At 71.2% G+C, this 23,808-nt stretch carries 24 protein-coding genes; 15 read left to right on the plus strand and 9 right to left on the minus strand.

What is annotated here, in order from left to right; genetic code table 11:
• Positions 1-59: 59 nt before the first annotated feature.
• The 3 genes from OG456_RS19660 to OG456_RS19670 all read right to left on the minus strand — a co-directional run bounded on the left by OG456_RS19660 (position 60) and on the right by OG456_RS19670 (position 2,980).
• Positions 60-1,508, minus strand: a complete 1,449-nt coding sequence (locus tag OG456_RS19660) for an MFS transporter (protein ID WP_266562761.1) — start codon at positions 1,506-1,508, stop codon at positions 60-62.
• A gap of 135 nt (positions 1,509-1,643) precedes the next feature.
• Positions 1,644-2,129, minus strand: coding sequence for a MarR family winged helix-turn-helix transcriptional regulator (locus OG456_RS19665; protein WP_266562763.1), 486 nt, complete (start codon positions 2,127-2,129; stop codon positions 1,644-1,646).
• 80 nt (positions 2,130-2,209) lie between these two features.
• Positions 2,210-2,980 carry an SDR family oxidoreductase gene (locus tag OG456_RS19670; protein WP_266562765.1) on the minus strand — a complete coding sequence of 257 codons (771 nt, stop codon included), beginning with the start codon at positions 2,978-2,980 and terminating at the stop codon, positions 2,210-2,212.
• Positions 2,981-3,084: 104 nt separating this feature from the next.
• Here OG456_RS19670 and OG456_RS19675 point away from each other — a divergent pair, with 104 nt between their 5' ends.
• The 5 genes from OG456_RS19675 to OG456_RS19695 all read left to right on the plus strand — a co-directional run bounded on the left by OG456_RS19675 (position 3,085) and on the right by OG456_RS19695 (position 6,198).
• The gene (locus tag OG456_RS19675; RefSeq protein WP_266562767.1) at positions 3,085-4,044 is read left to right on the plus strand and encodes a sigma-70 family RNA polymerase sigma factor; all 960 of its coding nucleotides are present in this window, start codon (positions 3,085-3,087) and stop codon (positions 4,042-4,044) included.
• Positions 4,045-4,124: 80 nt separating this feature from the next.
• Positions 4,125-4,589, plus strand: a complete 465-nt coding sequence (locus tag OG456_RS19680) for a helix-turn-helix transcriptional regulator (RefSeq protein ID WP_266562769.1) — start codon at positions 4,125-4,127, stop codon at positions 4,587-4,589.
• Between the two features lie 85 nt (positions 4,590-4,674).
• A complete protein-coding gene (locus tag OG456_RS19685) occupies positions 4,675-5,103 on the plus strand; it encodes a helix-turn-helix domain-containing protein (RefSeq protein ID WP_266562771.1) in 429 nt (142 codons plus the stop codon).
• Between the two features lie 28 nt (positions 5,104-5,131).
• Positions 5,132-5,728, plus strand: a complete 597-nt coding sequence (locus tag OG456_RS19690) for a hypothetical protein (protein WP_266562773.1) — start codon at positions 5,132-5,134, stop codon at positions 5,726-5,728.
• Positions 5,729-5,856: 128 nt separating this feature from the next.
• Positions 5,857-6,198 (plus strand): DUF2516 family protein, encoded by a 342-nt coding sequence (locus OG456_RS19695; RefSeq protein ID WP_116512297.1) that lies wholly within the window; start codon positions 5,857-5,859, stop codon positions 6,196-6,198.
• Positions 6,199-6,239: 41 nt separating this feature from the next.
• Here OG456_RS19695 and OG456_RS19700 read toward each other — a convergent pair whose 3' ends face one another.
• The 3 genes from OG456_RS19700 to OG456_RS19710 all read right to left on the minus strand — a co-directional run bounded on the left by OG456_RS19700 (position 6,240) and on the right by OG456_RS19710 (position 9,893).
• A complete protein-coding gene (locus OG456_RS19700; protein WP_266562777.1) occupies positions 6,240-7,538 on the minus strand; it encodes a PP2C family protein-serine/threonine phosphatase in 1,299 nt (432 codons plus the stop codon).
• A gap of 275 nt (positions 7,539-7,813) precedes the next feature.
• Entirely contained in the window at positions 7,814-8,851 is a 1,038-nt protein-coding gene (locus OG456_RS19705; protein WP_266562779.1) for a C40 family peptidase, read from the minus strand.
• Positions 8,852-9,098: 247 nt separating this feature from the next.
• Positions 9,099-9,893 (minus strand): class I SAM-dependent methyltransferase, encoded by a 795-nt coding sequence (locus OG456_RS19710; RefSeq protein WP_266562781.1) that lies wholly within the window; start codon positions 9,891-9,893, stop codon positions 9,099-9,101.
• A gap of 189 nt (positions 9,894-10,082) precedes the next feature.
• Here OG456_RS19710 and mshA point away from each other — a divergent pair, with 189 nt between their 5' ends.
• The 3 genes from mshA to OG456_RS19725 all read left to right on the plus strand — a co-directional run bounded on the left by mshA (position 10,083) and on the right by OG456_RS19725 (position 13,748).
• A complete protein-coding gene (mshA, locus tag OG456_RS19715) occupies positions 10,083-11,432 on the plus strand; it encodes a D-inositol-3-phosphate glycosyltransferase (RefSeq protein ID WP_266562783.1) in 1,350 nt (449 codons plus the stop codon).
• 7 nt (positions 11,433-11,439) lie between these two features.
• Positions 11,440-11,934: a YbjN domain-containing protein gene (locus tag OG456_RS19720; protein WP_266569343.1), complete on the plus strand. Its 495-nt coding sequence runs from the start codon at positions 11,440-11,442 to the stop codon at positions 11,932-11,934.
• 140 nt (positions 11,935-12,074) lie between these two features.
• Positions 12,075-13,748, plus strand: coding sequence for a glycoside hydrolase family 55 protein (locus OG456_RS19725; protein ID WP_266562785.1), 1,674 nt, complete (start codon positions 12,075-12,077; stop codon positions 13,746-13,748).
• A 3-nt stretch (positions 13,749-13,751) separates the two neighbouring features.
• On the opposite strand, the gene OG456_RS19730 is transcribed toward OG456_RS19725, so the two are convergent.
• Positions 13,752-15,026 (minus strand): MFS transporter, encoded by a 1,275-nt coding sequence (locus OG456_RS19730; protein ID WP_266562787.1) that lies wholly within the window; start codon positions 15,024-15,026, stop codon positions 13,752-13,754.
• Between the two features lie 226 nt (positions 15,027-15,252).
• On the opposite strand from OG456_RS19730, the gene OG456_RS19735 reads away from it, so the two are divergent.
• Complete coding sequence (locus OG456_RS19735) at positions 15,253-16,014, plus strand: phosphoglyceromutase (RefSeq protein WP_266562789.1); 762 nt, start codon at positions 15,253-15,255, stop codon at positions 16,012-16,014.
• Positions 16,015-16,287: 273 nt separating this feature from the next.
• Complete coding sequence (locus OG456_RS19740) at positions 16,288-17,241, plus strand: CorA family divalent cation transporter (protein WP_266562791.1); 954 nt, start codon at positions 16,288-16,290, stop codon at positions 17,239-17,241.
• A 76-nt stretch (positions 17,242-17,317) separates the two neighbouring features.
• Here OG456_RS19740 and OG456_RS19745 read toward each other — a convergent pair whose 3' ends face one another.
• Positions 17,318-18,598, minus strand: a complete 1,281-nt coding sequence (locus tag OG456_RS19745) for a serine hydrolase (protein ID WP_266562793.1) — start codon at positions 18,596-18,598, stop codon at positions 17,318-17,320.
• 541 nt (positions 18,599-19,139) lie between these two features.
• Positions 19,140-19,577 (minus strand): cytosine permease, encoded by a 438-nt coding sequence (locus tag OG456_RS19750; protein WP_266562795.1) that lies wholly within the window; start codon positions 19,575-19,577, stop codon positions 19,140-19,142.
• 85 nt (positions 19,578-19,662) lie between these two features.
• On the opposite strand from OG456_RS19750, the gene OG456_RS19755 reads away from it, so the two are divergent.
• The 5 genes from OG456_RS19755 to OG456_RS19775 all read left to right on the plus strand — a co-directional run bounded on the left by OG456_RS19755 (position 19,663) and on the right by OG456_RS19775 (position 23,807).
• Positions 19,663-20,571, plus strand: coding sequence for a LysR family transcriptional regulator (locus tag OG456_RS19755; protein ID WP_266562797.1), 909 nt, complete (start codon positions 19,663-19,665; stop codon positions 20,569-20,571).
• A 137-nt stretch (positions 20,572-20,708) separates the two neighbouring features.
• Positions 20,709-21,245, plus strand: a complete 537-nt coding sequence (locus OG456_RS19760) for a flavin reductase family protein (protein WP_266562799.1) — start codon at positions 20,709-20,711, stop codon at positions 21,243-21,245.
• The gene (locus tag OG456_RS19765; RefSeq protein ID WP_266562801.1) at positions 21,242-22,714 is read left to right on the plus strand and encodes a 4-hydroxyphenylacetate 3-hydroxylase family protein; all 1,473 of its coding nucleotides are present in this window, start codon (positions 21,242-21,244) and stop codon (positions 22,712-22,714) included. The genes OG456_RS19760 and OG456_RS19765 overlap by 4 nt, the downstream gene beginning before the upstream one ends.
• Positions 22,711-23,133, plus strand: coding sequence for a RidA family protein (locus tag OG456_RS19770; RefSeq protein WP_266562803.1), 423 nt, complete (start codon positions 22,711-22,713; stop codon positions 23,131-23,133). The genes OG456_RS19765 and OG456_RS19770 overlap by 4 nt, the downstream gene beginning before the upstream one ends.
• A complete protein-coding gene (locus OG456_RS19775; protein WP_266562805.1) occupies positions 23,130-23,807 on the plus strand; it encodes a DUF1028 domain-containing protein in 678 nt (225 codons plus the stop codon). The genes OG456_RS19770 and OG456_RS19775 overlap by 4 nt, the downstream gene beginning before the upstream one ends.
• Position 23,808 lies beyond the last annotated feature (1 nt).

Consider the following 23,808-nt stretch of genomic DNA (forward strand, 5'->3'; position numbering starts at 1 on the left):
ATCTAGTTCGAGCTGGTGTGTGATGCGGCTGGTGTGGGACGCGGGAGCGGGGATGCGGGTCAGGCCGTAGTCGTACGGGGGCCGCGCAGCACCCCGTACGCGATCACGAACGCGGCGACGAGCAGACCCGTGCCGACCGTGAAAGCCAGGTGGTAGCCGCTGGTGAGGGCCTCGGCGCGGGTGCCGCCCTGTGCGGTGAGCGAGCGGGTGCGAGACGCGGCGAGCGTGGAGAGCACGGCGACGCCGACGGCCATGCCGATCTGCTGGGTGGTGTTGAAGAGACCGGACGCGAGCCCGGCGTCGGCCTCGCTCGCCCCGGACATGCCGAGCGAGGTCAGCGCGGGCAGGGCGAGGCCGAAACCGGCCGCGAGGAGCATCACCGGGAGGATGTCGGTGGCGTAGTGCGCGTGCACGGGGACCCGGGCGAGGAGTCCGAGTACGCCGATGAGGAGCGCGATCCCGGTGAGCAGCACGTTCCGTTCGCCGAACCGGGTGTTGAGGCGGGCCGAGACGCCGAGGGAGACCGCGCCGATGACGGCGGCCGCGGGGAGCATGGCGAGGCCGGTCTCCGCGGCGCCGTAGCCGAGAACTTGCTGGAGGTAGAGAGCGACCAGGATCTGGAAGGAGAACAGCGCGGCCACCATCAGCATCTGGACCAGGTTCGCCCCGGCGACGCTGCGTGAGCGCAGGATCCGCAGCGGCATGAGCGGCGTACGGGCCCTTGCCTGCCGGACGAAGAACCCGGCGAGCAGGAGCGCGGCGACGGCCCCGGTCCCGAGCGTGCGCGCCGAAGTCCAGCCGTACTCCTCGACCTTGACGACGGAGTAGATCCCGAGCATCAGGCCGCCGGTGACGAGCAGCGCGCCGGCCGTGTCGGCACCCGCCCTGAGCCCGAGGCCTCGGTCGCGGGGCAGGGCGGGAACGGCGACCGCGAGGGCCGCGAGCCCGATGGGCAGGTTGATGAAGAAGATCCAGTGCCAGCTGAGGCCGTCGGTGAGCAGGCCACCGAGGACCTGTCCTGTCGAGGCTCCGGCGGCGCCGGTGAAGCTGAACACGGCGATGGCCCTGGCGCGTTCGCGGGGTTCGGTGAACAGCGTGACGAGGATGCCGAGGCTGACGGCGGACGCCAGCGCGCTGCCGACGCCCTGGAGAAACCGCGCGGCGATCAGGATCGCGGGGCTCGTGGCCACGCCCGCCAGGACCGAGGCCGCGGTGAAGACCGCCGTGCCCACGAGGAACAGCCGCTTGCGTCCGATGAGGTCGCCGAGCCGCCCGGCGAGCAGCAGCAGGCTGCCGAACGCGATCAGGTAGGCGTTGACGACCCAGCTGAGGCCGGCCGGGGTGAACCCCAGATCGCTCTGGATGGCCGGCATCGCCACGGTCACGATGCTGCCGTCGAGGATCGTCATCAGCATCCCCGTGGCCAGGACGCCGAGGGCCGGCCACCTGGAGCGCCGGGGGGCGAGGAGAGCCGGAAGGGCGCGGAGCGGTGCGGAAACGGCAGACATGTGCGGTCATCTCCTGTCAAAGGGCCACTGTGGGAGCCGCTGTGAGCCAACAGGAATGACCGTAGCAGATAGTTTTGTTGCAGACTATCTTTTACGGGCGCATGTGCGGGTGGGCAGGTGGGCGGGGGCGGGTGGCTAGTGCCGGCGTGCCCTCCGGGGTGCCGGGTGCCGGCTCTCGGGAGGGGTGGCCAGGTGGCCGTCGACCAGGCGGTTCAGCGCGCGCAGCAGAACCTCGCGCTCTGTCTCGGGGAGCGAGCCGAGCGCCTCTTCGTGTACGCGGTCGGCGATCGCCTGGCTCTCCACGGCGACCTGCGCACCCTTCTCCGTGACCGCGATGATCCGCGCCCGCCGGTCCCGCGCGGACGGGCGCCGCTCGGCGAGGCCCGCCTTCTCCAGGGCGTCGACCGTCACCACCATCGTGGTCTTGTCCATGTCGCCGATCTCCGCGAGCTGCGCCTGGGTGCGCTCCTCCTCCAGGGCGTGCACCAGTACGCAGTGCATCCGGGCCGTGAGGCCGATCTCGGAGAGGGCCGCCGCCATCTGCGTACGCAGCACATGACTGGTGCGGTCGAGCAGGAAGGAGAGGTCCGGTTCGGTGCGGGTGGGCGCCATGGAGGTCATGGGTGCCAGGGTAGCCAATTTGATCCGTTACGGATTATCTGCAACGTGGCGCACCCTGGGCACACGTCCGGTGCACCCGGTCACCCGCCGACCCGCTCGCCGAGGAACGCCTCCCACGTCCGCTCGCCCCTGGCCGCACCCTCGCGCGCCAGGTTCTCCCCGGCCCGGTACGCGCGGCCCGCCTTCCCGGGGATGCGGACCGGCAGCTTCGGCCTGCGCCTGCCCTTGGCCCGGAGGTAGCCGGCGCTCAGTTCGGCCATCCCGTACACCTTGGGCCCGGCCAGGTCCGGTACCAGGCCGGCCGGCTCGCCGAGTGCCAGCTCCACCAGGCGGGCGGCGACGTCGCGCGCGTCGACCGGTTCGAAGCGGAGCCCGCCCGGGACCGGGAGCACCGGCAGCTTCGTCATCTTCTCGACCACGCCGAGGACGAGGTCGTTGAACTGGGCGGCCCGTAGCGTCGTGAACGGTATGCCGGACTCGGCGACGGCCCGCTCGGCGGCCAGCTTGTTCTTGAGCCAGGCCACCGGGACCATGTCCGCGCCGGTCACCGAGATGTGGACGAGGTGCTTCACCCCGGCCTGCCGCGCCTCCCGCACCAGGTTCCGGGTCGCCACGTCGTCGCCCTTGGGGCCGCCCGCGAGGTGGAGGACGATCTCGGTCCCCGTCAGTGCCGTCCGCAGTCCGGGGTCTTCTTCGTCGAGCAGGTCGGCGGTCACGTACTCGACGCCGTCGGCGGACTCGCGGCCGTGCCGGCTGAGCACGCGGACCGGGTGGCCGGCCTTGCGCAGCAGGGGCACGACGTGGCCGCCCAGCGTGCCCGTGCCGCCGGTGACCAGGATCGGTGCGGTCATGGCTACTCCCGTTGGTTGCGCGGACCGGGGCTTCGCGCCCGGTCCGGGTCGGTAGGTTCTCGACGTCTGCTTCTTTGACCCGCGCCGAGCGAGGAATGTGACCGATGGACGAGAACGCATCGCTGTCCGAGCGCTTCGAGAAGGACAGGATCCGGCTGCGCGCGGTGGCCTACCGGATGCTCGGCTCGGTGACCGAGGCGGACGACGCCGTGCAGGAGACCTGGCTGCGCCTCAGCCGCACGGCCGACGCGCACGCGCATCACGAGGACGGGGAGGGGCGGGGAGACGGGGACGCGCCGGCCGGCATCGAGAACCTCACCGGCTGGCTGACCACGGTCGTGTCGCGCGTCTGCCTCAACATGCTGCGCGCCCGCGAGAACCGCCGCGAGGACCCCCTCGACGCGTACGTCCCCGACCCGGACGCCGCCCCCGAGGACGGGCGTGACCCCGAGGAGGAGGCGCTGCTCGCCGATTCGGTCGGCGTCGCCCTCCTCGTCGTACTCGACACCCTGACCCCCGCCGAGCGGCTCGCCTTCGTGCTGCACGACATGTTCGCCGTGCCGTTCGACGAGATCGGGCCGCTGATCGAGCGGACCCCGGCCGCGACCAGGCAGCTCGCCAGCCGTGCCCGCCGCCGGGTCAGGGGCGTCGCCCCGGTGCCCGGCGCCGACCTGCCGCGCAGGCGCCAGGTCGTCGAGGCGTTCCTGGCCGCCACGCGCGGCGGGAACTTCGACGCGCTGGTCGCCCTGCTCCACCCGGACGTGGTGCTCCACGCGGACCGTACGGTCGTCCCGACCCCCGAGCCCGTCCTGGTACGCGGCGCCGCCACGGTGGCCCGCGGCGCGATGGCCGCCACGGGCCGCGCCCTGTTCACCGGTCCCGCGCTGATCGACGGCTCGGCCGGTCTCGTGATGGCCCCCGGCGGCCGGCTGTTCCTGGTGCTCGTCTTCACGGTCACCGGCGACCTGATCACGGGCATCGACGTGATCGCGGAACCGGAGCGCCTGCGCCACCTGGACATCGCCGTCCTCGACGGTGATCCGAGCGATCCGTACGGGGAATAGGGCTGTCATGGATGTACGAGGAATGGAGGCCTGCGGCGAGTGGCCGGACGCGGGCACGGGCCCGGCCGTACGCTGGCAGCGTGACGCTCGATGACCTCGTGAGGCTGCGCCGGGCCCGGGACATGATGGACCGCGACTACGCGCAGCCCCTCGACGTCCCGGCCCTGGCGCGTGCCGCGCACATGTCGCCCGGGCACTTCTCCCGCAGCTTCCGGGCGGCCTTCGGCGAAACCCCGTACAGCTATCTGATGACCCGCCGTGTCGAGCGGGCCAAGGCGCTGCTGCGGCGGGGCGATCTGAGCGTGACGGAGGTCTGCTTCGAGGTCGGCTGTACGTCGCTGGGGTCGTTCAGTTCGCGTTTCACCGAGCTGGTCGGCGAGACCCCGAGCGCGTACCGGGCCCGCAGTCACGAGCCGGGCGCGGTCATACCCGCGTGCGTGGCCAAGATCCTCACCCGCCCGGTCCGTAACGGACCGGCCGGGGGCGGGCGCCTCATCGACGCCCAAGTCCTCGACGGAGAACCGGAAACGGGCCCTCGCGCGTAGGCCTCACGCCGCCTTCCGGGTGGCATGGCGCACTTTTGCAAGCAGTCGCTTGCAAAAGTTAGCAATGGCGAGGCACTATCGGAGCATGGCATCGCTCAACGTCGGCAATCTCGGTGAGTACCTGCGCGAGCAGCGCCGCAGTGCGCAGCTCTCGCTCAGGCAGCTCGCCGATGCCGCCGGGGTGTCCAATCCGTATCTGAGCCAGATCGAGCGCGGTCTTCGCAAGCCGAGCGCGGAGGTCCTCCAGCAGGTGGCCAAGGCCCTGCGGATCTCCGCGGAGACGCTGTACGTGCGGGCCGGGATCCTCGATGCGGAGCGGGAGCGGGAAGAGGTGGAGACGCGCGCCGTCATCCTCGCCGACCCCTCGCTCAACGGGCGCCAGAAACAAGTGCTGTTGCAGATCTACGAGTCCTTCAGGAAAGAGAACGGGACCGAGGTACAGCACGACAGTCAGGAACACCCCGCCGACGGCCCCCGCACGGCCGGGAGCAGCGGTGCCGAACCCTCAAGCTGAAGCCGATGTGATCCGGGAGGACCACGCCATGGCCATCACCGACGACCTGCGTAAGACCCTCAGCAACCCGACCCCCCTCTACTTCGCCGCCGGCACGGCCGAGCTCGCCTATCAGCAGGCGAAGAAGGTGCCCGGCATCGTGGAGCAGCTGCGCGCCGAGGCCCCGGCCCGGTTCGAGGCCGTGCGCAACACCGACCCGAAGGACGTCCAGGAGAAGGCGGCCGGCCGCGCCAAGGAGGCCCAGGCGGCCATCCAGGCCAAGGTCACCGAGGTGCTCGGCACCCTCGACACCGACCTGAAGAAGATCGGCGAGTCCGCCCAGGACCTCGCGCTGCGCGGTGTCGGCGTCGCCGCCGAGTACGCCGTCAAGGCCCGCGAGACGTACGAGAAGGTCGCCGAGCACGGCGAGGAGACCGTGCGGGCCTGGCGCGGTGAGGCGGCCGACGACATCCTCGAGGTCGCCGAAGCCGTCGAGCCCGACGCGGAGCCCGTGACCGTGGCCGGCGGCCCGGCCGCCGCGAAGTCCGGGCCGGCCGACGCGGCCGCCAAGAAGCCGGAGGCCGTGAAGAAGGCCCCGGTCAAGAAGACGACGACCGCGAAGAAGACCGCGCCCTCCGGCAAGTAGCGGCACGGCGGGGTGAACAAAACGGTACGGAGCGTACCGAGGGGCGGGCCGGGCACTTACCGAGTGTCCGGCCCGTTCACCGGGTACGGTGACCGCGTAGGACTGACCTGACTCGGGTGGTGGGCGTTGTGCTGATGTCGGCTTTCGGCGGCTTGATGTGGCTGCTCTACACCGCCATGCTCGTGCTCGCGGTGGTTGCTCTGGTGATGGCCGCGTTCTCGCGCGAGGACGCGTTCCGCGCGGCGGACAAGCAGAACAAGATGTTCTGGCTGATCATCCTCGGCATCGCGGTCGCGGTGAATCTGCTCGTCCCGATGCTGTTCCTCCAGCTCGCGGGGCTCGTCGCGACGATCGTCTTCTTCGTGGACGTGCGGCCCGCGCTCCAGCAGGTGTCGGGCGGCGGCCGGGGCCGCCGTGGCGGCGGCTCCAGCAGTGACGGCCCGTACGGGCCGTACAACGGCGGGCGCTGAGCCCTCCGGGTCCCGGGGCGCGGTCGCCCCCGGATCAGGGGCTAGTTCCCCCGGTCCAGGAGGACGACTGCCACGTCGTCCGTGAGGTCGCCGCCGTTGAGGTCGCGGGCCTCGTTCACCGTCGCGTCGATGAGTTCCTCGCCGCGCAGCCCCTCAGTGAGCCTGCGGCGCACCATGTCCACCATGCCGTCCTGGCCCAGGCGCTGCTTGCCGTCGCCGACCCGTCCCTCGATCAGGCCGTCCGTGTAGAGCATCAGGCTCCACGTCGGGCCGAGCTCGACCTGGCGGCGCGGCCAGCGGGCGCGCGGCAGCAGACCGAGCGCCGGGCCGTTGTCCTCGTACGGGAGCAGCTCGGCGCGCCGCCCCGGGCGCGCTATCAGCGGCGACGGGTGGCCCGCCAGGCACAGGCCCGCGCGGCGGCCGTCGGGGGAGATGTCGACCGTGCACAGCGTCGCGAAGATCTCGTCGTCAGCCCGCTCGTGTTCGAGGACCTGCTGGAGCGTGGAGAGCAGTTCGTCGCCGCACAGGCCGGCGAACGTCAGCGCCCGCCAGGCGATGCGCAGCTCGACACCGAGCGCCGCCTCGTCGGGGCCGTGCCCGCAGACATCGCCGATCATGGCGTGCACCGTGCCGTCGGGCGTGCGGACGGCGTCGTAGAAGTCGCCGCCGAGCAGCGCGCGGGAGCGGCCGGGGCGGTAGCGGGCCGCGAAACGCAGCGGGGAGCCGTCCAGGAGCGGCGTCGGGAGGAGGCCGCGCTCCAGGCGGGCGTTCTCCTGGGCGCGCAGCCGGGACTCGGCGAGCTTGCGCTGGGCGACGTCGGCGCGCCTGCGCTCGACGGCGTAGCGCACGGCGCGGCCCAGCAGGCGGCCGTCCAGCTCGTCGCGGAACAGATAGTCCTGGGCGCCGACGCGCACGGCCTCGGCGCCGCGCTCCGCGTCGCCGGACGCGGTGAGGGCGAGGACGGCGTGCCGCGGCGCGAGGCGCAGGACGTGCCGGAGCGTCTCCAGCTCGTCGGCGTCCGTGGCCGCGCCGGGCGCGGGCAGGGCGAGGTCGAGCAGGATGCAGTGGACGTCGTCGGTGAGGAGCCGCTCGGCCTCGGTGAGGTTGCGGGCGGTACGGACGCGGATCGGCTTGCCGGCCGAGTCGGTCAGTTCGGGCACGCCGAGGGAGGCGGTGGGGTCGTCCTCGATGACGAGGAGCGTCAGAGGGCCACCTCCGCCGCTCTGGGCGCCGGAGGCCGTGGGCTGCCGGGGCAGCGTGACGGGCGGCGTCGGCACTGTCGGAGCCTGACCACCTTCCACGGCCGGGATAGCTCTCTGCCGCGGTACGGGTACGGGCATCGCTCGGTTCCTTCCCTCCCCCCGAGGGCGTGGTGGGGCGAAGGATCGTCGCACCACCGACGGTGGACCTTAGCGGTAGGCGGCGTCGCAACGGAATGGTGAGAGGCAAACCGCCACTGTCATATGCCGCCTCAGTCAACGGAATTGGGCACGCCAAAGGGCCCATCGGCGGATTTGGGGATGACGAAGGTCACGTCGGTTCACTGCAACCGGAGGCGTAGGAGTGCGGTGGGTCACGTGGCCCAGCTCACGACGACGACGCCCCCCGCGGCCCTTTACGCGTCCGGCCGGACGACCCCGAGGATCGTCATCGAGCCCGCGCCCGCGATCGTGACGTTCCGCCCGGGGCGCGGCGCGTGCACGATGGCGCCGTCCCCTACGTACATCCCGACGTGGCTGGCGTCGTCGTGGTAGATGATCAGGTCGCCGGGGCGCATGTCCTTGATGTCGATGTGCTTGAGCTGCTTCCACTGCTCCTGCGAGGTCCGCGGGATCGGCCGTCCGGCCGCCGACCACGCCTGGGAGGTCAGGCCCGAGCAGTCGTAGGAGCCGGGACCCTCGGCGCCCCACACGTACGGCTTGCCGAGCTGGCCGGTGGCGAACGCGACCGCCTTCTTGCCCCGCGCCGACGCGCTGCCCTTGATGTCCTTCAGGACCCCCGAGCTGAGCCAGGCCGTCTGCTGCTTGTACTCGGCCTGCTGCTCCAGCTCCTTCAGCCGCTCCCGCTCCTTCTTCTCGAGCTGCGACTCGAGCTTCTCGGCGGCCGCGATCTTGCTCTTGATCTTCTTCTGCGCCCGGGCCTTCTCCTTGCGGCCGGCCTCGAGCTCCTTCCAGTTCCGCGTGGCGTCCTGGGCGTATGTCTGCAGGTCCTCCTGCGTCCGGGCCATCTCGCCCAGGAGTCCCTTGGTGGCGTGCTGCCCCTGCCGCATCCGGTCCGCACCGTCCAGGAACCGCGAGGGGTCGTCCGAGAGCATCAGCTGCGCCTCCGGCGGCATCCCGCCGTCGCGGTACTGCTGGCGGGCCGCGGCGCCCGCGCGGGACTTCAGCCGGTCCAGCTTCTTCTGGCCGGCGACGATGTCCTTGGCCAGCCGGACGATCTGTCCCGACTGCTTCTCGGCCTTCTCCTCGGCCGCGTTGTACGCCTCCGTGGCGACGGCCGCGTCGTGGTAGAGCCCGTCGAGCTCGGCGCGGACCTGCTCAAGGTCCCTGCTCCTGTCGGACGTTGACGGCGGCGCGGGCCGCGCGGGACTCGCGTACGCGGCGCCTGGCGCCGTCAGTACGGTCAACGCGCTGACCAGTGCCACGGCCGCCATGACTGTCGTGCTCCGCCTGCTCATCGCGCTCCGCCCCCAAGCCGTGAAGACTCACCAAAACTGATTTACCGTCAGTAACTTACGGATGCCCTGGGGATGGTGCCACGCCGGCGCCGAATGTGACAGAGCCGGGCAACAACTCCCTATCCGCTCCCGGCCCGCCCCATCGGTCCCGCACGCCCCTGCCCCGCACCGTCTGACGTACGACCCCCGGAGATCGTTCCCTCGGGCTCCGGACACGCCTTCGTCAGCCCTGGGGAGCCAACGCCCCCCAGGCGACCGTCACTTCCCCCTGCCGCCAGCGCGCGGGCCGGTCGAGCACCGGCCAGTCCGCGCTCAGCGCCCGTGCCGTCCGGATCCACCGCTGCCGCGCCCCGTACGAGGCATAGGGGGCGGCCGCCGCCCAGGCGCGGTCGAAGTCGCGCAGGAACGCGTGGACCGGCTCGCCCGGCACGTTGCGGTGGATCAGCGCCTTGGGGAGGCGCTCGGCGAGGTCGGAGGGGCGGTCGAGGGAGCCGAGGCGGGTCGCGAAGGTGACCGTGCGGGGGCCCTCGGGTCCGAGCGCCACCCACACGTGGCGGCGGCCGATCTCGTCGCAGGTCCCCTCGACCAGGAGCCCGCCGGGCGCGAGCCGTGCGGTCAGCCGCCGCCATACGCCGGCGACCTGGTCCTCGTCGTACTGGCGCAGCACGTTCGCGGCCCTGATCAGGAGCGGGTCGTGGGGGAGGGGCACCTCGAAGCCGCCGTGGCGGAAGGTGAGGCCGTCCTCTTCGTAGGGGAGGGCGGCGGCGACCCGCGCGGGCTCGATCTCGATGCCCACCACGCGCGCGCGTGGCGCCACGGTGCGCAGTCGGTGCAGCAGCTCGACCGCGGTCCAGGGCGCGGCTCCGTAGCCGAGGTCGACGGCGACGGGGTGGTCGGCGCGGCGCAGGGCGGCGCCGTGCGTGGCCGCGATCCAGCGGTCCATGCGACGCAGGCGATTGGGGTTGGTGGTCCCACGGGTGACCGTTCCCACGGGGCGGGACGGGGGGCGCGGGCTCATGGGTACGAGGGTATGCGCCCGCCCCGGGCGCCCCAGGGTTGAGTCCCCGCCGGTAATGATTCGGCAAAACGGAAATGGAGCGGAGACCTCCGGTGTTGGAGGGGCTGAAGGAGGGTTCGTGCCCGGGCTCCGTGCCCGCGGTTCCGCGCCCCCCGACGGAGTCGTGCCCGCAACAAGGAGGACCGCCACGTGAGCCAGTACGTGTCCAGGCTCCGCCGTTCCGGGGCCTCGTCCCCGCGGCTCAGGTTCCCCGGCGCGCACCGCAGACCGCGTCGCGTGGCCATGCTGAGCGTGCACACGTCACCGCTCCACCAGCCCGGCACGGGCGACGCGGGCGGCATGAACGTCTACATCGTCGAACTCGCCAAGCGCCTCGCCGCGATCAACATCGAGGTCGAGATCTTCACGCGCGCCACGACCGGCGCGCTGCCCCCCTCCGTCGAGCTGGCGCCCGGCGTCCTGGTCCGGCACGTGGACGCGGGTCCGTACGAAGGTCTCGCCAAGGAGGACCTGCCGGCCCAGCTGTGCGCCTTCACGCACGGCGTGATGCAGGCCTGGGCGGGCCACCGGCCGGGCTACTACGACCTCGTCCACTCGCACTACTGGCTCTCCGGTCACGTCGGCTGGCTGGCCGCCGAGCGCTGGGGCGTCCCCCTCGTGCATGCCATGCACACCATGGCCAAGGTCAAGAACGCCGCGCTCGCCGCGGGAGACACCCCCGAACCCGCCGCGCGCGTCATCGGCGAGACCCAGATCGTCCGCGCCGCCGACCGCCTCATCGCGAACACCGCGGAGGAGGCCGACGAGCTCGTACGCCACTACGAGGCGGACGCCGCCAAGGTCGCTGTCGTCCACCCCGGCGTGAACCTGGACCGCTTCCGTCCTGCCGACGGCCGCGCCGCCGCCCGGCAGCGTCTCGGCCTGCCCCAGGACGCCCTCATCCCGCTCTTCGCGGGCCGCATCCAGCCTCTCAAGGCGCCGGACATCCTGCTCAGGGCCGTCGCCGTCCTCCTCGACGAGCGGCCCGAGCTGCGCTCGCGGATGGTCGTGCCCGTGGTGGGCGGCCCCAGCGGCAGCGGTCTGGCCAAGCCGGAGGGGCTGCAGAAGCTCGCCGCCAAGCTCGGCATCGGGGACGTCGTCCGCTTCCGCCCGCCGGTCGGGCAGGACCAGCTCGCGGACTGGTTCCGTGCGGCCTCCGTCCTCGTCATGCCGTCGTACAGCGAGTCCTTCGGGCTCGTCGCCATAGAGGCGCAGGCGGCCGGTACGCCGGTGATCGCGGCCGCGGTCGGCGGTCTGCCCGTCGCCGTGCGCGACGAGACGACCGGCTTCCTTGTCCCGGGTCACGACCCGGCGTCGTACGCGCGCAGGCTGGGCGAGTTCGCCGACCGTCCACAGCTTGTGGACAGCATGGGCGCCGCGGCCGCGGCGCACGCGCAGGGCTTCGGGTGGGACACCGCGGCCTCCGCGACGGCCGATGTGTACACGGCGGCCACCTACGAGCACCGCCACCCCCGTCACGTACCCTCGCTGCATGGCTGACAGCACCATGGCCGGCGCGGCGGCGGTCATCGAGCAGGTCCTCACCGAGGCCGAGCTCGAGTGGGAGAGCCCCGAGCCCGGCTCGTCGTACGTCGTGAAGCTGCCCGGGACGCGCAAGCTGTCGACGACGCTCTCGCTGCTCGTCGGCAAGCACTCGCTCTCGCTGAACGCGTTCGTGATCCGGCACCCGGACGAGAACGAGCAGGGTGTCCACCGCTGGCTCCTGGAGCGCAATCTCCGTCTGTACGGCGTGAGTTACGCGGTCGACCAGCTCGGCGACGTCTACCTCACGGGCAAGCTGCCCCTCGCGGCCGTCACTCCGGACGAGGTCGACCGCCTCCTCGGCTCGGTCCTGGAGGCCGCGGACGGCGCGTTCAACACGCTCCTTGAGCTCGGTTTCGCGAGCGCGATCCGCCGCGAGTACGCCTGGCGGGTGTCGCGCGGGGAGTCCACGCGCAACCTCGACGCGTTCACGAATCTGACCCAGCGCCCCGCCAAGTAGCGCCTCTCTCCTGCCGGTTGACTGTTGCGCGACCCCTTCCGCCGCAGGGGTCGCCGTGGCATGCTCGCGGCCGACGCGGACATGAACGACGTTCACATCTTTGAACGTCCTCGAACTGAATCGTGCGGAGGGTGGCGACGGTGGAGAACCTCAGTCGACGCGGGTTGTTGGGCGGCGCGATAGCGGTGGCGGCCGTGACGGTGACGGGAACCGGCGCGCGGGCCGCCACGGCACCGTCCGGTGAAGTCCCGCCCATCTGGCGTGAGTTCACCCGCACCCCCTACACGCACCCGCAGATCCCGTACGTCGGACGGGCCGGATACCGCGGGGGCCGGCGAGGCTTCGCCCGCCCCCGCGTCGTCGCCGACGTCGTACGCGACTACGGCGCGCGCCCCGACGGCTCGGCCGACGCCGCCCCCGCGATCAACCGGGCCCTCGCCGACGCCGGACGGGCCGGCGGGGGCACGGTCCACCTGCCCCCGGGCACGTACCGCATCGACGACCTCATCCACATCGGCCACTCCGGCGTCGTCCTGCGCGGCGCGGGCAGCACCCGCACCAAGCTGTACGCGACCCGCAGCCTCACCGAACTCGTCGGCGTCTACGGCTCCCGCTACGGCGGCGACAAGTCCAGCTGGTCCTGGGCGGGCGGCCTGATCTGGCTCTGCCCCGAGGACCGCTTCCGCACCCTCACCGACGCGATCAGGGCCAAGGCCTGGCCCTTCGAGGGCTGGACGGGCAACAAGCGCGACGAGTGGGACACGCTGACGGCGGTCGAGCCCGCCGCCCGCGGCTCCTGGTCGGTGACCGTCGCGGACGCGTCCCGCCTGTCCCGCGGCGACCTGGTCCTCCTGCGCCTCGCCGACGACCCCGGCCACACCCTCCTCGAACACATGGCGGGCGGCGGCGCGGGCCCCGAGGCGTACTTCTGGGACGACAAGACCAAGCTGACCTCGTACGTGCCCTATGAATGGCCCGTACGGATCGCCTCCGTGCACGACCGTCGCGTCACGCTCGAACGCCCGCTCCCCCTCGACGTACGCCCCGAGTGGGACCCCCGGCTGACCACGCACGTCGGCGCCCTGACCGGCTCGGGCGTCGAGGCGCTGACCCTCGAAGCCGTCGAGACCCCGCAGTCGCAGCACCTCCTCGACAAGGGCTACAACGGTGTCGCGTTCCAGTGCGCGTACGACTGCTGGGCCGACGACGTCACCGTGCGCCACGTCGACAACGGCTTCGGCCTGGTCGCCGCGTCCGCGTGCACGCTGCGCCGCACGCGCGTCGCGGGCCGCGGCTCGCACCACCCCTACTTCTGCCGCGAGGGCTCCCACGACAACCTCGTCGAGTCGTTCACGATCGAGCAGCGCACCGTCCCCGCCCCCGCCGGCACGCAACTGCACGGCATCAACGTCGAGGGCCTGTCGTCGTACAACGTGTGGTCGCGCGGCGAGATGGAGATGGGCACGTTCGACTCGCACCGCGGCATGCCCTTCGCGAACGTGCGCACGGACATCACGGTGAACAACAACGGCCGCCACGGAGGGGACTCCTCGGCGGGACCGCTCTTCGGGGCGCGCTTCACGCACTGGAACATCCGCGTCACGAACCAGCGCGCCGGTCTGATGCGCCTCGACGGACTCGCGCCGTACAGCGCGACCGTCGCCGTCAACACGGTCCGCGAGTTCGACCAGACCGACGTCCCGGACTTCACCGGGGATCTGCATGCGCGGCTGGAGCTCTACGGCGACGGGGTGTCGGACAGGGTCCGGCCGCGGAACCTGTACGACGCGCAGCGGTCGTCGGTCAGGCGGTGAGCGTCAGGCGGTGAGCTCGGGCTCGGCCCCGGTCTTCTCGGGGGTGGGGACGGGAGTGACGGGCTGGTCGTCCGCGGGCAGCCCCCGCATCAGGATCCAGTACCCGGCCGCCGCCACCGTCCCGATCACCGCGCAGCCCGCCCACAGCCACCCCGCGCCGAACCGGTCGATCGTCACGCCCGACGCGAGCGGCGCGACCAGGGCCGCCACCGACCACGACATGGAGTACATGCCCTGGTAGCGGCCGCGCCCATGGGTCGGGGCGAGCCGCGCCACCAGGCCGGACTGCGTGGGCGCGTTGACCATCTCGCCGAGCGTCCACACGACGACGATCAGGGCGTACGCGGCCATCGACCCGGCGAACGCGGTGAGCGCGAAGCCGTAGCCGATGAGGAGGGAGGAGACCGTCAGGAGCCGGCCCGCGTCGCGCTTCTCGATGAAACGGGTCAGCGGGATCTGCAGCGCCACGATGACGATGCCGTTGACGGCGGCGACGAGCCCGACGTCCGAACTGCTCAGCCCCGCCTGCCCCATGACGATGGGCAGCCCGGACGAGGACTGCGTGAAGACGACGGAGATGAGGAACGACAGCCCCACCATCAGCATGTACCGGCCGTCGCGCAGGACGGTCAGCATGGTCACGTCGGCGACGGGCGCCGCGTCGGGCCTCGGCTCGGCCCGCTCGGGCCGCGACTCGGGCACCTTCACGAACACCAGGACCGCGCAGGCCAGCGTCATCGCGGCCTCCAGGAGGAAGCCGGCGGTGTAGCTGGCGGCGACGAGGAAACCGGCGTAGACGGAGGAGACGGCGAAGCCGAGGTTGATGGCCCAGTAGTTGAGGGAGAAGGCCCGCACACGGTCCTTCGGCGCGACGAGGTCGGCCATCATCGCCTGCACGGCGGGACGCGACGCGTTCGACGCGACGCCGAGCAGGAAGCCGGTCACCGCGATCCCGGCGGGGTCGCGCACGAAGGCGAGGACGGCGACGGTCGCGGCGGTCGCGAGCTGCGCGCCGAGGAGCGTGGGGCGCCGCCCGATCCGGTCCGCGAGCACCCCGCCGAGCAGCGACGCGATCATGCCGCCGAGCCCGATGAGCGCGGCGACCAGACCCGCGTACGACGCGGAGAAGTGGCGCTCGGTGGTCAGGTACAGCGCCATGAACGTGAGGACGAAGCCGCCCAGGCGGTTGATCAGGGTGCTGGTCCACAGCCACCAGAACTGGCGCGGCAGACCGGACACACTCTCGTGTGCGGCCCGTCTGAGTGCGGTGACGGACATCGGGACGGATCCCCCCTGGGGCGCGTGCGGCGTGGGTGCGGCCTGAGGGGCCTGTAAGCGGCGCCGGCCAAGTCCGTAACTTACGTGGGGGAGGGCGGCCGCAGCCACTCAATTGACGATGGCCGTCAATCGTCGGCGGGACCCGCCTCCGTACCGTCCGGGCCCGTACCGTCCGGCCCGTGGCCGGGCGCGCAGGGCGCCGGAGGCTTGGATTAGGCTCAGAGCCATGGCCGACGCACCGTACAAGCTGATCCTCCTCCGCCACGGCGAGAGCGAATGGAACGCGAAGAACCTGTTCACCGGTTGGGTGGACGTCAATCTCAACGAGAAGGGCGAGAAGGAGGCAGTCCGCGGCGGTGAGCTGCTCAAGGACGCAGGCCTGCTCCCCGACGTCGTCCACACCTCGCTCCAGAAGCGCGCGATCCGCACGGCCCAGCTGTCGCTGGAGGCCGCGGACCGCCACTGGATCCCCGTCCACCGCTCCTGGCGCCTGAACGAGCGGCACTACGGTGCGCTCCAGGGCAAGGACAAGGCGCAGACCCTGGCCGAGTTCGGCGAGGAGCAGTTCATGCTCTGGCGCCGCTCGTACGACACCCCGCCGCCGCCGCTGGCCCGCGACGCGGAGTACTCCCAGTTCGACGACGCGCGCTACGCGACCCTCCCGCCGGAGCTGCGCCCGCAGACGGAGTGCCTCAAGGACGTCGTCGTCCGCATGCTCCCGTACTGGTTCGACGGCATCGTCCCGGACCTCCTGGACGGCAAGACGGTCCTGGTCGCGGCCCACGGCAACAGCCTGCGCGCCCTGGTCAAGCACCTCGACGGCATCTCCGACGCCGACATCGCGGGCCTGAACATCCCGACGGGCATCCCGCTGTCCTACGAGCTCGACGCGGACTTCAAGCCCCTGAACCCGGGCGGCACGTACCTGGACCCGGACGCGGCCGCGGCCGCGATCGAGGCGGTCAAGAACCAGGGCAAGAAGAAGTAGCCTTCCCGATCGTGCCCCTGAGCTGCGCATACGGCGCGGCTCAGGGGCGTTTTCGTGTCCTGGCCCTCGCTGGGTCCTCGCTGGGCCCTCAGCCCTTGGGACCTTGACGCCGGAGCGCCCTGCCGACTCTCCTGCGAGTGATCTCGTCACCCGTGCGGTCCGCGCGGTGCCGCACATGACTGTGTCCGAGTGCGGAGATACCGGACCGCACTCACGCTGGGACCGTCGGAGTCGTAACCAACGGTGAGGGCCATGATCGTAACGATGGTGTCAATGCCGGACGCGACCGTGACCCGTACGAACATGTCCGAGGCACGTGAGCGGCTCGCCGCGGCCCGCTTTCTGATCGTGGACATCGAGCTGCCGGAGGAAGCGCCGGCGGATGGCGAGGCCGTGGCCCGTCAGCTCGGCCTGGAGGCTGACGACCTGGACTGGTTCGGCAGGAAGGACGAGCCCGCGCGGGCCGATTTCCTGGGGGAGAAGGCCGGTTTCGTCGTGCCCGTGGTCCACGACGCCCAGATCGCCTACATCCACGCGCTGGTGACCGAGCAGTTCCTGGTCACCGTTCACCGGGGCCAGGTGGGCCTGGCGTCGGACATCTCCGCGCAGCTCCGGCACGAGAGGCCCCCCGACGTCGTGGCTGTGCTCTTCCTGCTGCTCCAGGAGGCGCTGGCGACCTTCCGCCGGGCCGCCGTGCAGGACCTGCTGCTGACGGAGGAACTCGAGGACGACATGTTCCAGAAACGGCGCCCCGAGCAGGTCTACCGCCTGTCGAAGCTGCGACGGCGCTCCGCGCTCCTGCACCACTCGCTGCTTCCCTACCTCCAGGTGGTGGACGAGGTCTTCACCCGCCGGATGCTGAACCCCAACTTCCCGGAGGAGCGGCAAAGACTCGCCCAGGAGTTCCAGCACGCGGCGAGGCTGGTCCTGGCGAACATCGAGACCCTCCAGGATGCCGCCCGTCGTGCTTTCGCCAGCTACTCCTCCCTTGCCGCGGGCGAGCAGAACGGCGTGATCAACCGGCTGGCCATCGTGTCGACGATCTTCCTGCCGCTGACGTTCCTGAGCGGATTCTTCGGCATGAACTTCACCTACCTGACCGACGAACTGGAGAGCAAGGTCGTCTTCTGGCTGCTCGCCGTGGGGCTTCAGGTGGCCGTCCTGTTCGTGGCCTTCTACGTCCTGCACCGCACCCGCATCTGGCGGCGGCTGCGGGACGAGGACTAGGACTGGGACTGGTACTGCGACTGCGACTGGGACCGTCCGGCCGATCACATGAGCCGGGCCGGGGATTGCCGGTTCGTCACCTCGCCGCAGGCTGGGCCGGCAGGTCGAAGACGTTGTCCGGAGAGATGATCTTGGTGATCGCCTGGCCGAAGAGGGTGCTCGGCTCCGAGTTGTCGTGGTTGATGTCCGTGTTCAGGACCACCACGAGCGTCGCCTTGGCCGACGGCAGGTAGATCGTCAGGGACTCGTAGCCCGGCAGGGAGCCGTTGTGGCCTATCCAGCCCTGGACGTTGAAGATGCCGAGGCCGTAGCCCGCACCCGGGATCGTGGTCTTCGGGGTGATGAGGCGCTGCTTCTGCGCGGCGGGGCTGATCATCGCGTCACCGTTGGGGAACGTGCCCGTGGCGACCGTGGGTGCCCAGATGCGCAGGTCGTTCAGCGTGGAGATCATCGCGCCCGCCGCCCAGCCCCAGGACGGGTTCCAGTCGACCGTGTCCTCGACCTTCCCGCTCGCGGTCTGGTTCGTGTAGCCCTGCGAGCGCGGCTCCGGGAACTCGTTGCCGGTCGGAAACAGCGTCTGCTTCATGCCGGCCGGGGTGAGGATGTTGTCCTGGATGTAGTCGTGGAGCGGCCGGCCGCTCTCCTTCTCGACCACGAGGCCGAGCAGGATGAGGTTGGTGTTGGAGTAGTAGAACTGCTTGCCCGGCTCGAACAGCACGGGGTGCTTGAACGAGTAGTCGAGGAGCTGCCGCGGGGTGAACGGCCGCTCCGGATTCGACGTCAGCGCCTTGTAGAAGTCGTCGTCCTCCGAGTAGTTGAAGAGTCCGCTGCGCATTTCGGCGAGCTGACGGATCGTGATCTTGTCCCCGTTGGGGACGCCGTCGATGTACTTCCCGATCGGATCGTCGAGGCCGACCTTCTTCTCGTCGACCAGTTGCAGTATCGACGTGACGGTGAAGGTCTTGGTCTCGCTGCCGATACGCATGTGCAGGTCGGGCGACATCTTCTGGCCGGTGCTCTTGTCGGCGACGCCGAAGGACTTCACGTACTCGCTGTCCGGCGTCCACACCCCGACGGTCACACCCGGAACGTTCGCCTCGTCCATGACCTTCTGCACGGCGGTGTCCAGCTCCTTCTCCACGGCGGGAGTGAGCTTTTGAACCTGGCCCGGGGTGGCCGATCCGGAATCGGACGGCGAGGGCGGGTCGGCGGCGCGGATGACGGAGGCGGAGCTGGAGCCGGCGGACACGGAGGCCGGCGTGGCAAATGCGGACCCACCCGCTATCGGCACCGCGAGCGTTCCCACCGCCACGGCGGTCACAGCCCCCCTGCGCAGTCCCCGGGTCGAATGCGTCATGAGCTGACTCCAACCGTGTGAGGAAGAACCCACAGGAAGAACCCAGACCCATCGTAGGGCGGGGCCCCACGCACCGCCTCTCCAGCCACCACAGCCCCTGCGACCACTGGGGTCAGCGCGGTCACCGCCTCTCCAGAGGCCCCCCGTTCATCGCCACCACCACTGCCGCGCGGCCCGAAATGCCGCTCGGCGGACCCGGCCCCGTCAGTCGACCCCACGCAGATAGACCTGGCTGGTCTGCGCATCAAGGGGATGCACCGTCACCTCAAGGGAGTTCAGCTCGCCGGCGCAGGGCGCGCACACGGGTCCGCTGCGGACGTCGGAAAGCGTCTCCGGCTCCTCCAGACACTGTCCGGGGCGACAGCGGTTGCGTGAAGGGGCATGGTCCCGGACAAACGGGTGGGCCCCGTCATTCGACAGGGCCCATCCAACTAACTGATCGCTACGCGAAGTTGCTGCGCCTCCGGGCGCCGTGCGTCGTCGAGTTGAGGCTGTCGCCCGACGACGTTGTTTTCGTGGTTGGCCGCCAGGCAGGCCGTGGTCACGCCGTCGCGGAGGCGGACTCCGCCGGCGCCCCTGTCTCGGCCTCCGCCACCGCGGTCCCGCCCCGCATCGCCACCCGGCGCGCCCACACGTAGTACACGGGTGCCGTCACCGACAGGCCCACGAGCCATGACAGGTCCGCGCCGCCGAGCGGGGCGACCAGTGGGCCCGTGTACAGCGACGTGGCGACGAAGGGGAGCTGGACCGCGATGCCGATCGCGTACGAGGTCAGGGCCACCGGGTTGAAGCGGCCGTAGCGCCCGCCGTCGGGCGCGAAGAGGTCGCCGAGCGCGTAGCGCCCGCGGTGGACGAGGTAGAAGCGGCCGGGGCCGCCTCGGGTATGGCGGGCATGCGGACTCCCTGTCCGGAAAACGAGGGGGCGGGCGGGGGGTGTTCGGGCGTGCGGGTTGGTTGGGGAGTCTCGCCACCCTCGCAATCCCCGGTCAAACATCGATTTCCCGGGAGTTACATCTGTTTTCGAGATGCAGACAGCTCGCAGGCGCCCGGGGCACAATCCCGCCATGGCCAAGGACGCGAACTTCACCCTCGTGCAGCTGAGGTACTTCCTCGCCGCCGCCGAGCTCGGCAGCATGACCGCCGCCGCGCACCGCATCAACGTCTCGCAGTCCGCGGTCTCCACCGCCGTGCACCATCTGGAGCGCGAGCTCGGCGTGCAGCTCCTGATCCGCCGGCACGCGAAGGGCCTGGAGCTGACGGCCGCGGGGGAGCGGTTCCTGCACGAGCTGCGCGGCTTCCTCACCCACGCCGACGAACTCGCCGAATCGGCCAGGAGCCTGGGCGCCGACCTCGTGGGCGAGCTGGCGGTGGGCTGTTTCCAGACGCTCGCCCCGTTCTATCTGCCGCGCCTGCTGCGGGAGTTCGGCGAGCGCCAGCCCGCCGTGCGCGTCGAGGTCGTCGAGGGCGACATCCCGGCCGTGCAGGAGAGCCTGCGCACGGGCGCCTGCGAACTGGCACTGCTCTACGACATGGATCTCGACGCCGACATCGAGTGCGAGGTCCTCGCGATGGCCCCGCCCTACGCCCTGGTCCCCGAGGGGCACCGGCTCGCGGGCGGCGGCCGGGCCCGCCTCGCGGACCTCGCGGACGAGCCGATGATCCTGCTCGACCTGCCCGCCAGCCGTGACTACTTCCGCTCGGTCGCCGCCAAGGCCGGCGTCGAGCCGCGCATCAGCCACCGCACGAGGAGCTACGAGACCGTGCGCGCCCTGGTCGCCGCCGGATACGGCTGGTCGCTGCTCAACCAGCGGCCCGCGCACGACCGCACGTACGACGGTTCGAGCGTCGTCGCCCTGCCGCTCGCCGACCCGCTGCCCGCGCTCCCCGTCGTCCTGGCGAAGCTGCGCGGGGTCCGGCTGACGGGCCGCGCGCAGGCGTTCGCGACGGCGTGCCGCGAGGCGCTCAGATCCTGAGAGCCCAGCTCAGGACGGCACAGCGGAGAGCATCTAAAAACCAGATTCAATAAGACGAAAAGATCTGTTGTACGGATGCAGGCTTCCCCTCGCATAGTGGTCGCACCACAGCCCACTCGCTCCGAGGGAGGCCGCTCATGAGCATTGCTCCGGACCAACTCCTCACATTCCGCCAGGACTTCGTGGCCGCGATGGGGAACGCCGCGACGGGCGTGACCGTTGTCTCCACAGAAGGGCCGGCCGGTCGCTTCGCCCAGACCGTCTCCGCCATGTGCTCCGTCTCCGCCGACCCGCCCTCGCTGCTGGTCTGTGTGAACGAGCGGAGCCCCCTCGCCGCGGCCGCCGCGCGCAACGGCGTCATCGCCGTGAGCGTCCTCGCCGCCGGCCAGGCCCACGTCTCGGACGTGTTCGCGGGCCGCCCCGCCCACGGCAGCGGTCCGTACGACTTCGACTGCGCCGAGTGGGACGTACTCGCCACCGGCGCGCCCGTCCTGCGCGGCGCGGCCGCCGCCTTCGACTGCCGGCTCGCCGACTCCGTCACGCAGGGCACCCACCAGGTCCTGTTCGGCGCCGTCGTCGCCTCCGCCGTGTCCGGCGCCCGCCCGCTCGTCCACCACGCCCGTACGTACGCCACCCCGAGTCCCCTCAACTCCCTCAAGGAGCACGGCGCATGATCCGCACCGGAGACCAGTACCGCGAGTCGATCCGCGACGGCCGCGACGTATGGATGAACGGCGAGAAGGTCACCGACGTGACCACGCACCCCGCGTTCAAGCCGCTGGTCGACATACGCGCCCGGATCTACGACATGGCGCACGACCCGGCGACCCGGGACTCGATGACGTACCGGGACGAGTCGACCGGCGAGGTCAACGCGATCCAGCAGAAGCCGCCGCGCACCCGCGAGGACTGGGACGCGAAGCGGGCGGCGACGGACGCCGTGCTGAGCGACGTCGGCGGTGTCGTCACGCGCGTCGGGGACGAGACGATCGGCGAGGTCTGGTCGCTCATCGACGGCCAGGACGTCCTCAACGCGATCAACCCGACGTACGCGGAGAACGTCAAGCGGCACATCGACCACGCGCTGTACGCCGACCCGTTCCACGTCTCGGCGAACACCGACCCGAAGGGTGACCGCTCCAAGCGCCCCCAGGACCAGGACCCGGACATGCTCCTGCACGTCGTGCGGGAGACGGACAGCGGCATCGTCGTGCGCGGCGCCAAGTACGAGACGGCCGCCGCCTACTCGAACCAGGCGTTCACGAAGCCGACGATCGCGAACTGGGGCGACTCCGAACTCTCCGACTACGCCCTCGGTTTCGTCGCCGACATGGGATCGCCGGGCCTGAAGTACATCTGCCGTACGGGCTTCGCCGGCACGAAGCCGCCCGCCGACTACCCGGTCTCCAGCCGCTTCGACGAGGTCGACACCCTGGTCGTCTTCGACGACGTCGAGATCCCCTGGGAGAACGTCCTCTTCTACCGGGACACCAAGGCCGCGACCTTCATCCGCGCCACGCTCCACCGCTACAGCGCGTTCGCGTTCACGCAGCGCAACCTGCGGCTCGCGGACCTGATGATCGGCGCCGCGCTGTGGAACGTGAAGCAGACCGGCCTGGAGAAGCAGCAGGCCGTACAGGAGAAGCTCGCGACGCTGGCCTGCTACCGCGAGGGCATCAACGCGCACCTGACCGCGTCGATCGCGATGGCCGAGCCCAGCCCCGGCGGGCTCCTCATGCCGAACCAGTCGCTGCTGTACACCGGCCGCGTCCTGGCCTGCTCGCAGCTGCACGAGATGATGCACATCGCGCGCGAGCTGTGCGGCGGGCAGATCTGCATCACGCCCGACAAGGCGTCCTTCGACCACCCGGACACCAAGCCCTGGCTCGACAAGTTCTACTCGATCAACGAGCACTGGGTCGCCGAGGACCGCCGCAAGCTCCTCGCGTACGCCCGTGACCTGCTCAACTCGGACTACGCGGGCCACCGCCTCACCTTCCAGCTCTTCGCGCAGTCCCCGCCGTTCGCGCACCTCGGCGCGGTGTACCGCAACTTCGACTGGGAGGGCCCGCTCGACCTGGTGAAGGACGCGGCCGGCCTCAGCGACAACGTCCTCGGCACCCTCGGGAGGAAGGCCAAGTGACGACCCACCGGCGCGTCCGCCCCTTCAACACGGCGGACACCTATCCCGAGCAGGACCTGTCCAACGACCTCGCGCAGGCGGTCGTCGCCGACGGCACGGTCTATCTGCGCGGCCAGATCGGCCAGGATCTCGACACCCGCGAGAACGTCGGCGTCGGGGACGTCTCCGCCCAGGCCGAGAAGGCCATGGCGAACATCGCGATGCTCCTGGAGGAGTCCGGCAGCCGCCTCGACGACATCGTCAAGATCACCGTCTATCTGACGGACATCCGCTTCCGCGAGCCCGTCTACCGCGTCATGGGCCGCCGGCTGAAGGGCGTCCACTACGTCTCCACGGGCCTGGTCGTCTCGGCGCTCGCCCGCCCGGAGTGGCTGGTCGAGATCGACGCGACGGCCGTCATCCCGAAGGAGCGCCGATGACGTTCTCGATCGCCGCGCGGTGCCCGCGCACGGGTCGGTTCGGGGTGGCCGTCACCTCGTCCTCGCCGGCCGTCGCCGCGCGCTGCGCGCACGTACGGCCCGGAGTGGGCGCGGTCTGCTCCCAGAACGTCACCGACCCGCGCCTGGGCACCCGCCTGCTCGACCTCCTGGAATCCGGGGTGCCCGCGAAGACGGCCGTACGCGAGGTGGCCGCCCAACCCCACGCCGAATGGCGGCAGTTGACAGCCGTCGGCGCCTCCGGTCCCGGCGCCGTCTTCTCGGGCGCCCGGACCCTCGGCACGTACGCGGAGGCGGTCGGCCCCGACGCCGTGGCCGCGGGGAACCTCCTGTCGGGCCTCGGGGTCCCCCAGGCGGTACTCGACGCGTTCACGGCCGCGGACCCTCAGGTTCCGCTCGCCCGCCGCCTCGTCGACGCGCTGACCGCGGGTGCGGCGGCGGGCGGCGAGGCGGGCCCCGTCCACTCGGCCGGGCTCCTCGTCGTCGACGCACAACGGTGGCCGGTGACGGACCTGCGTGTCGACTGGACCGAGGGCGACCCGATCGCGGAGCTCGCGGACCTGTGGAAACGGTGGGAGCCACAGCAGGAGGCGTACGTACAACGGGCGCTCGCCCCGGACGCGGCGCCGAACTACGGCGTGCCGGGGGACGAGTGAG

It is taken from the genome of Streptomyces sp. NBC_01446 (assembly GCF_026340095.1).
Classification (GTDB): Bacteria; Actinomycetota; Actinomycetes; order Streptomycetales; family Streptomycetaceae; genus Streptomyces; species Streptomyces aureus.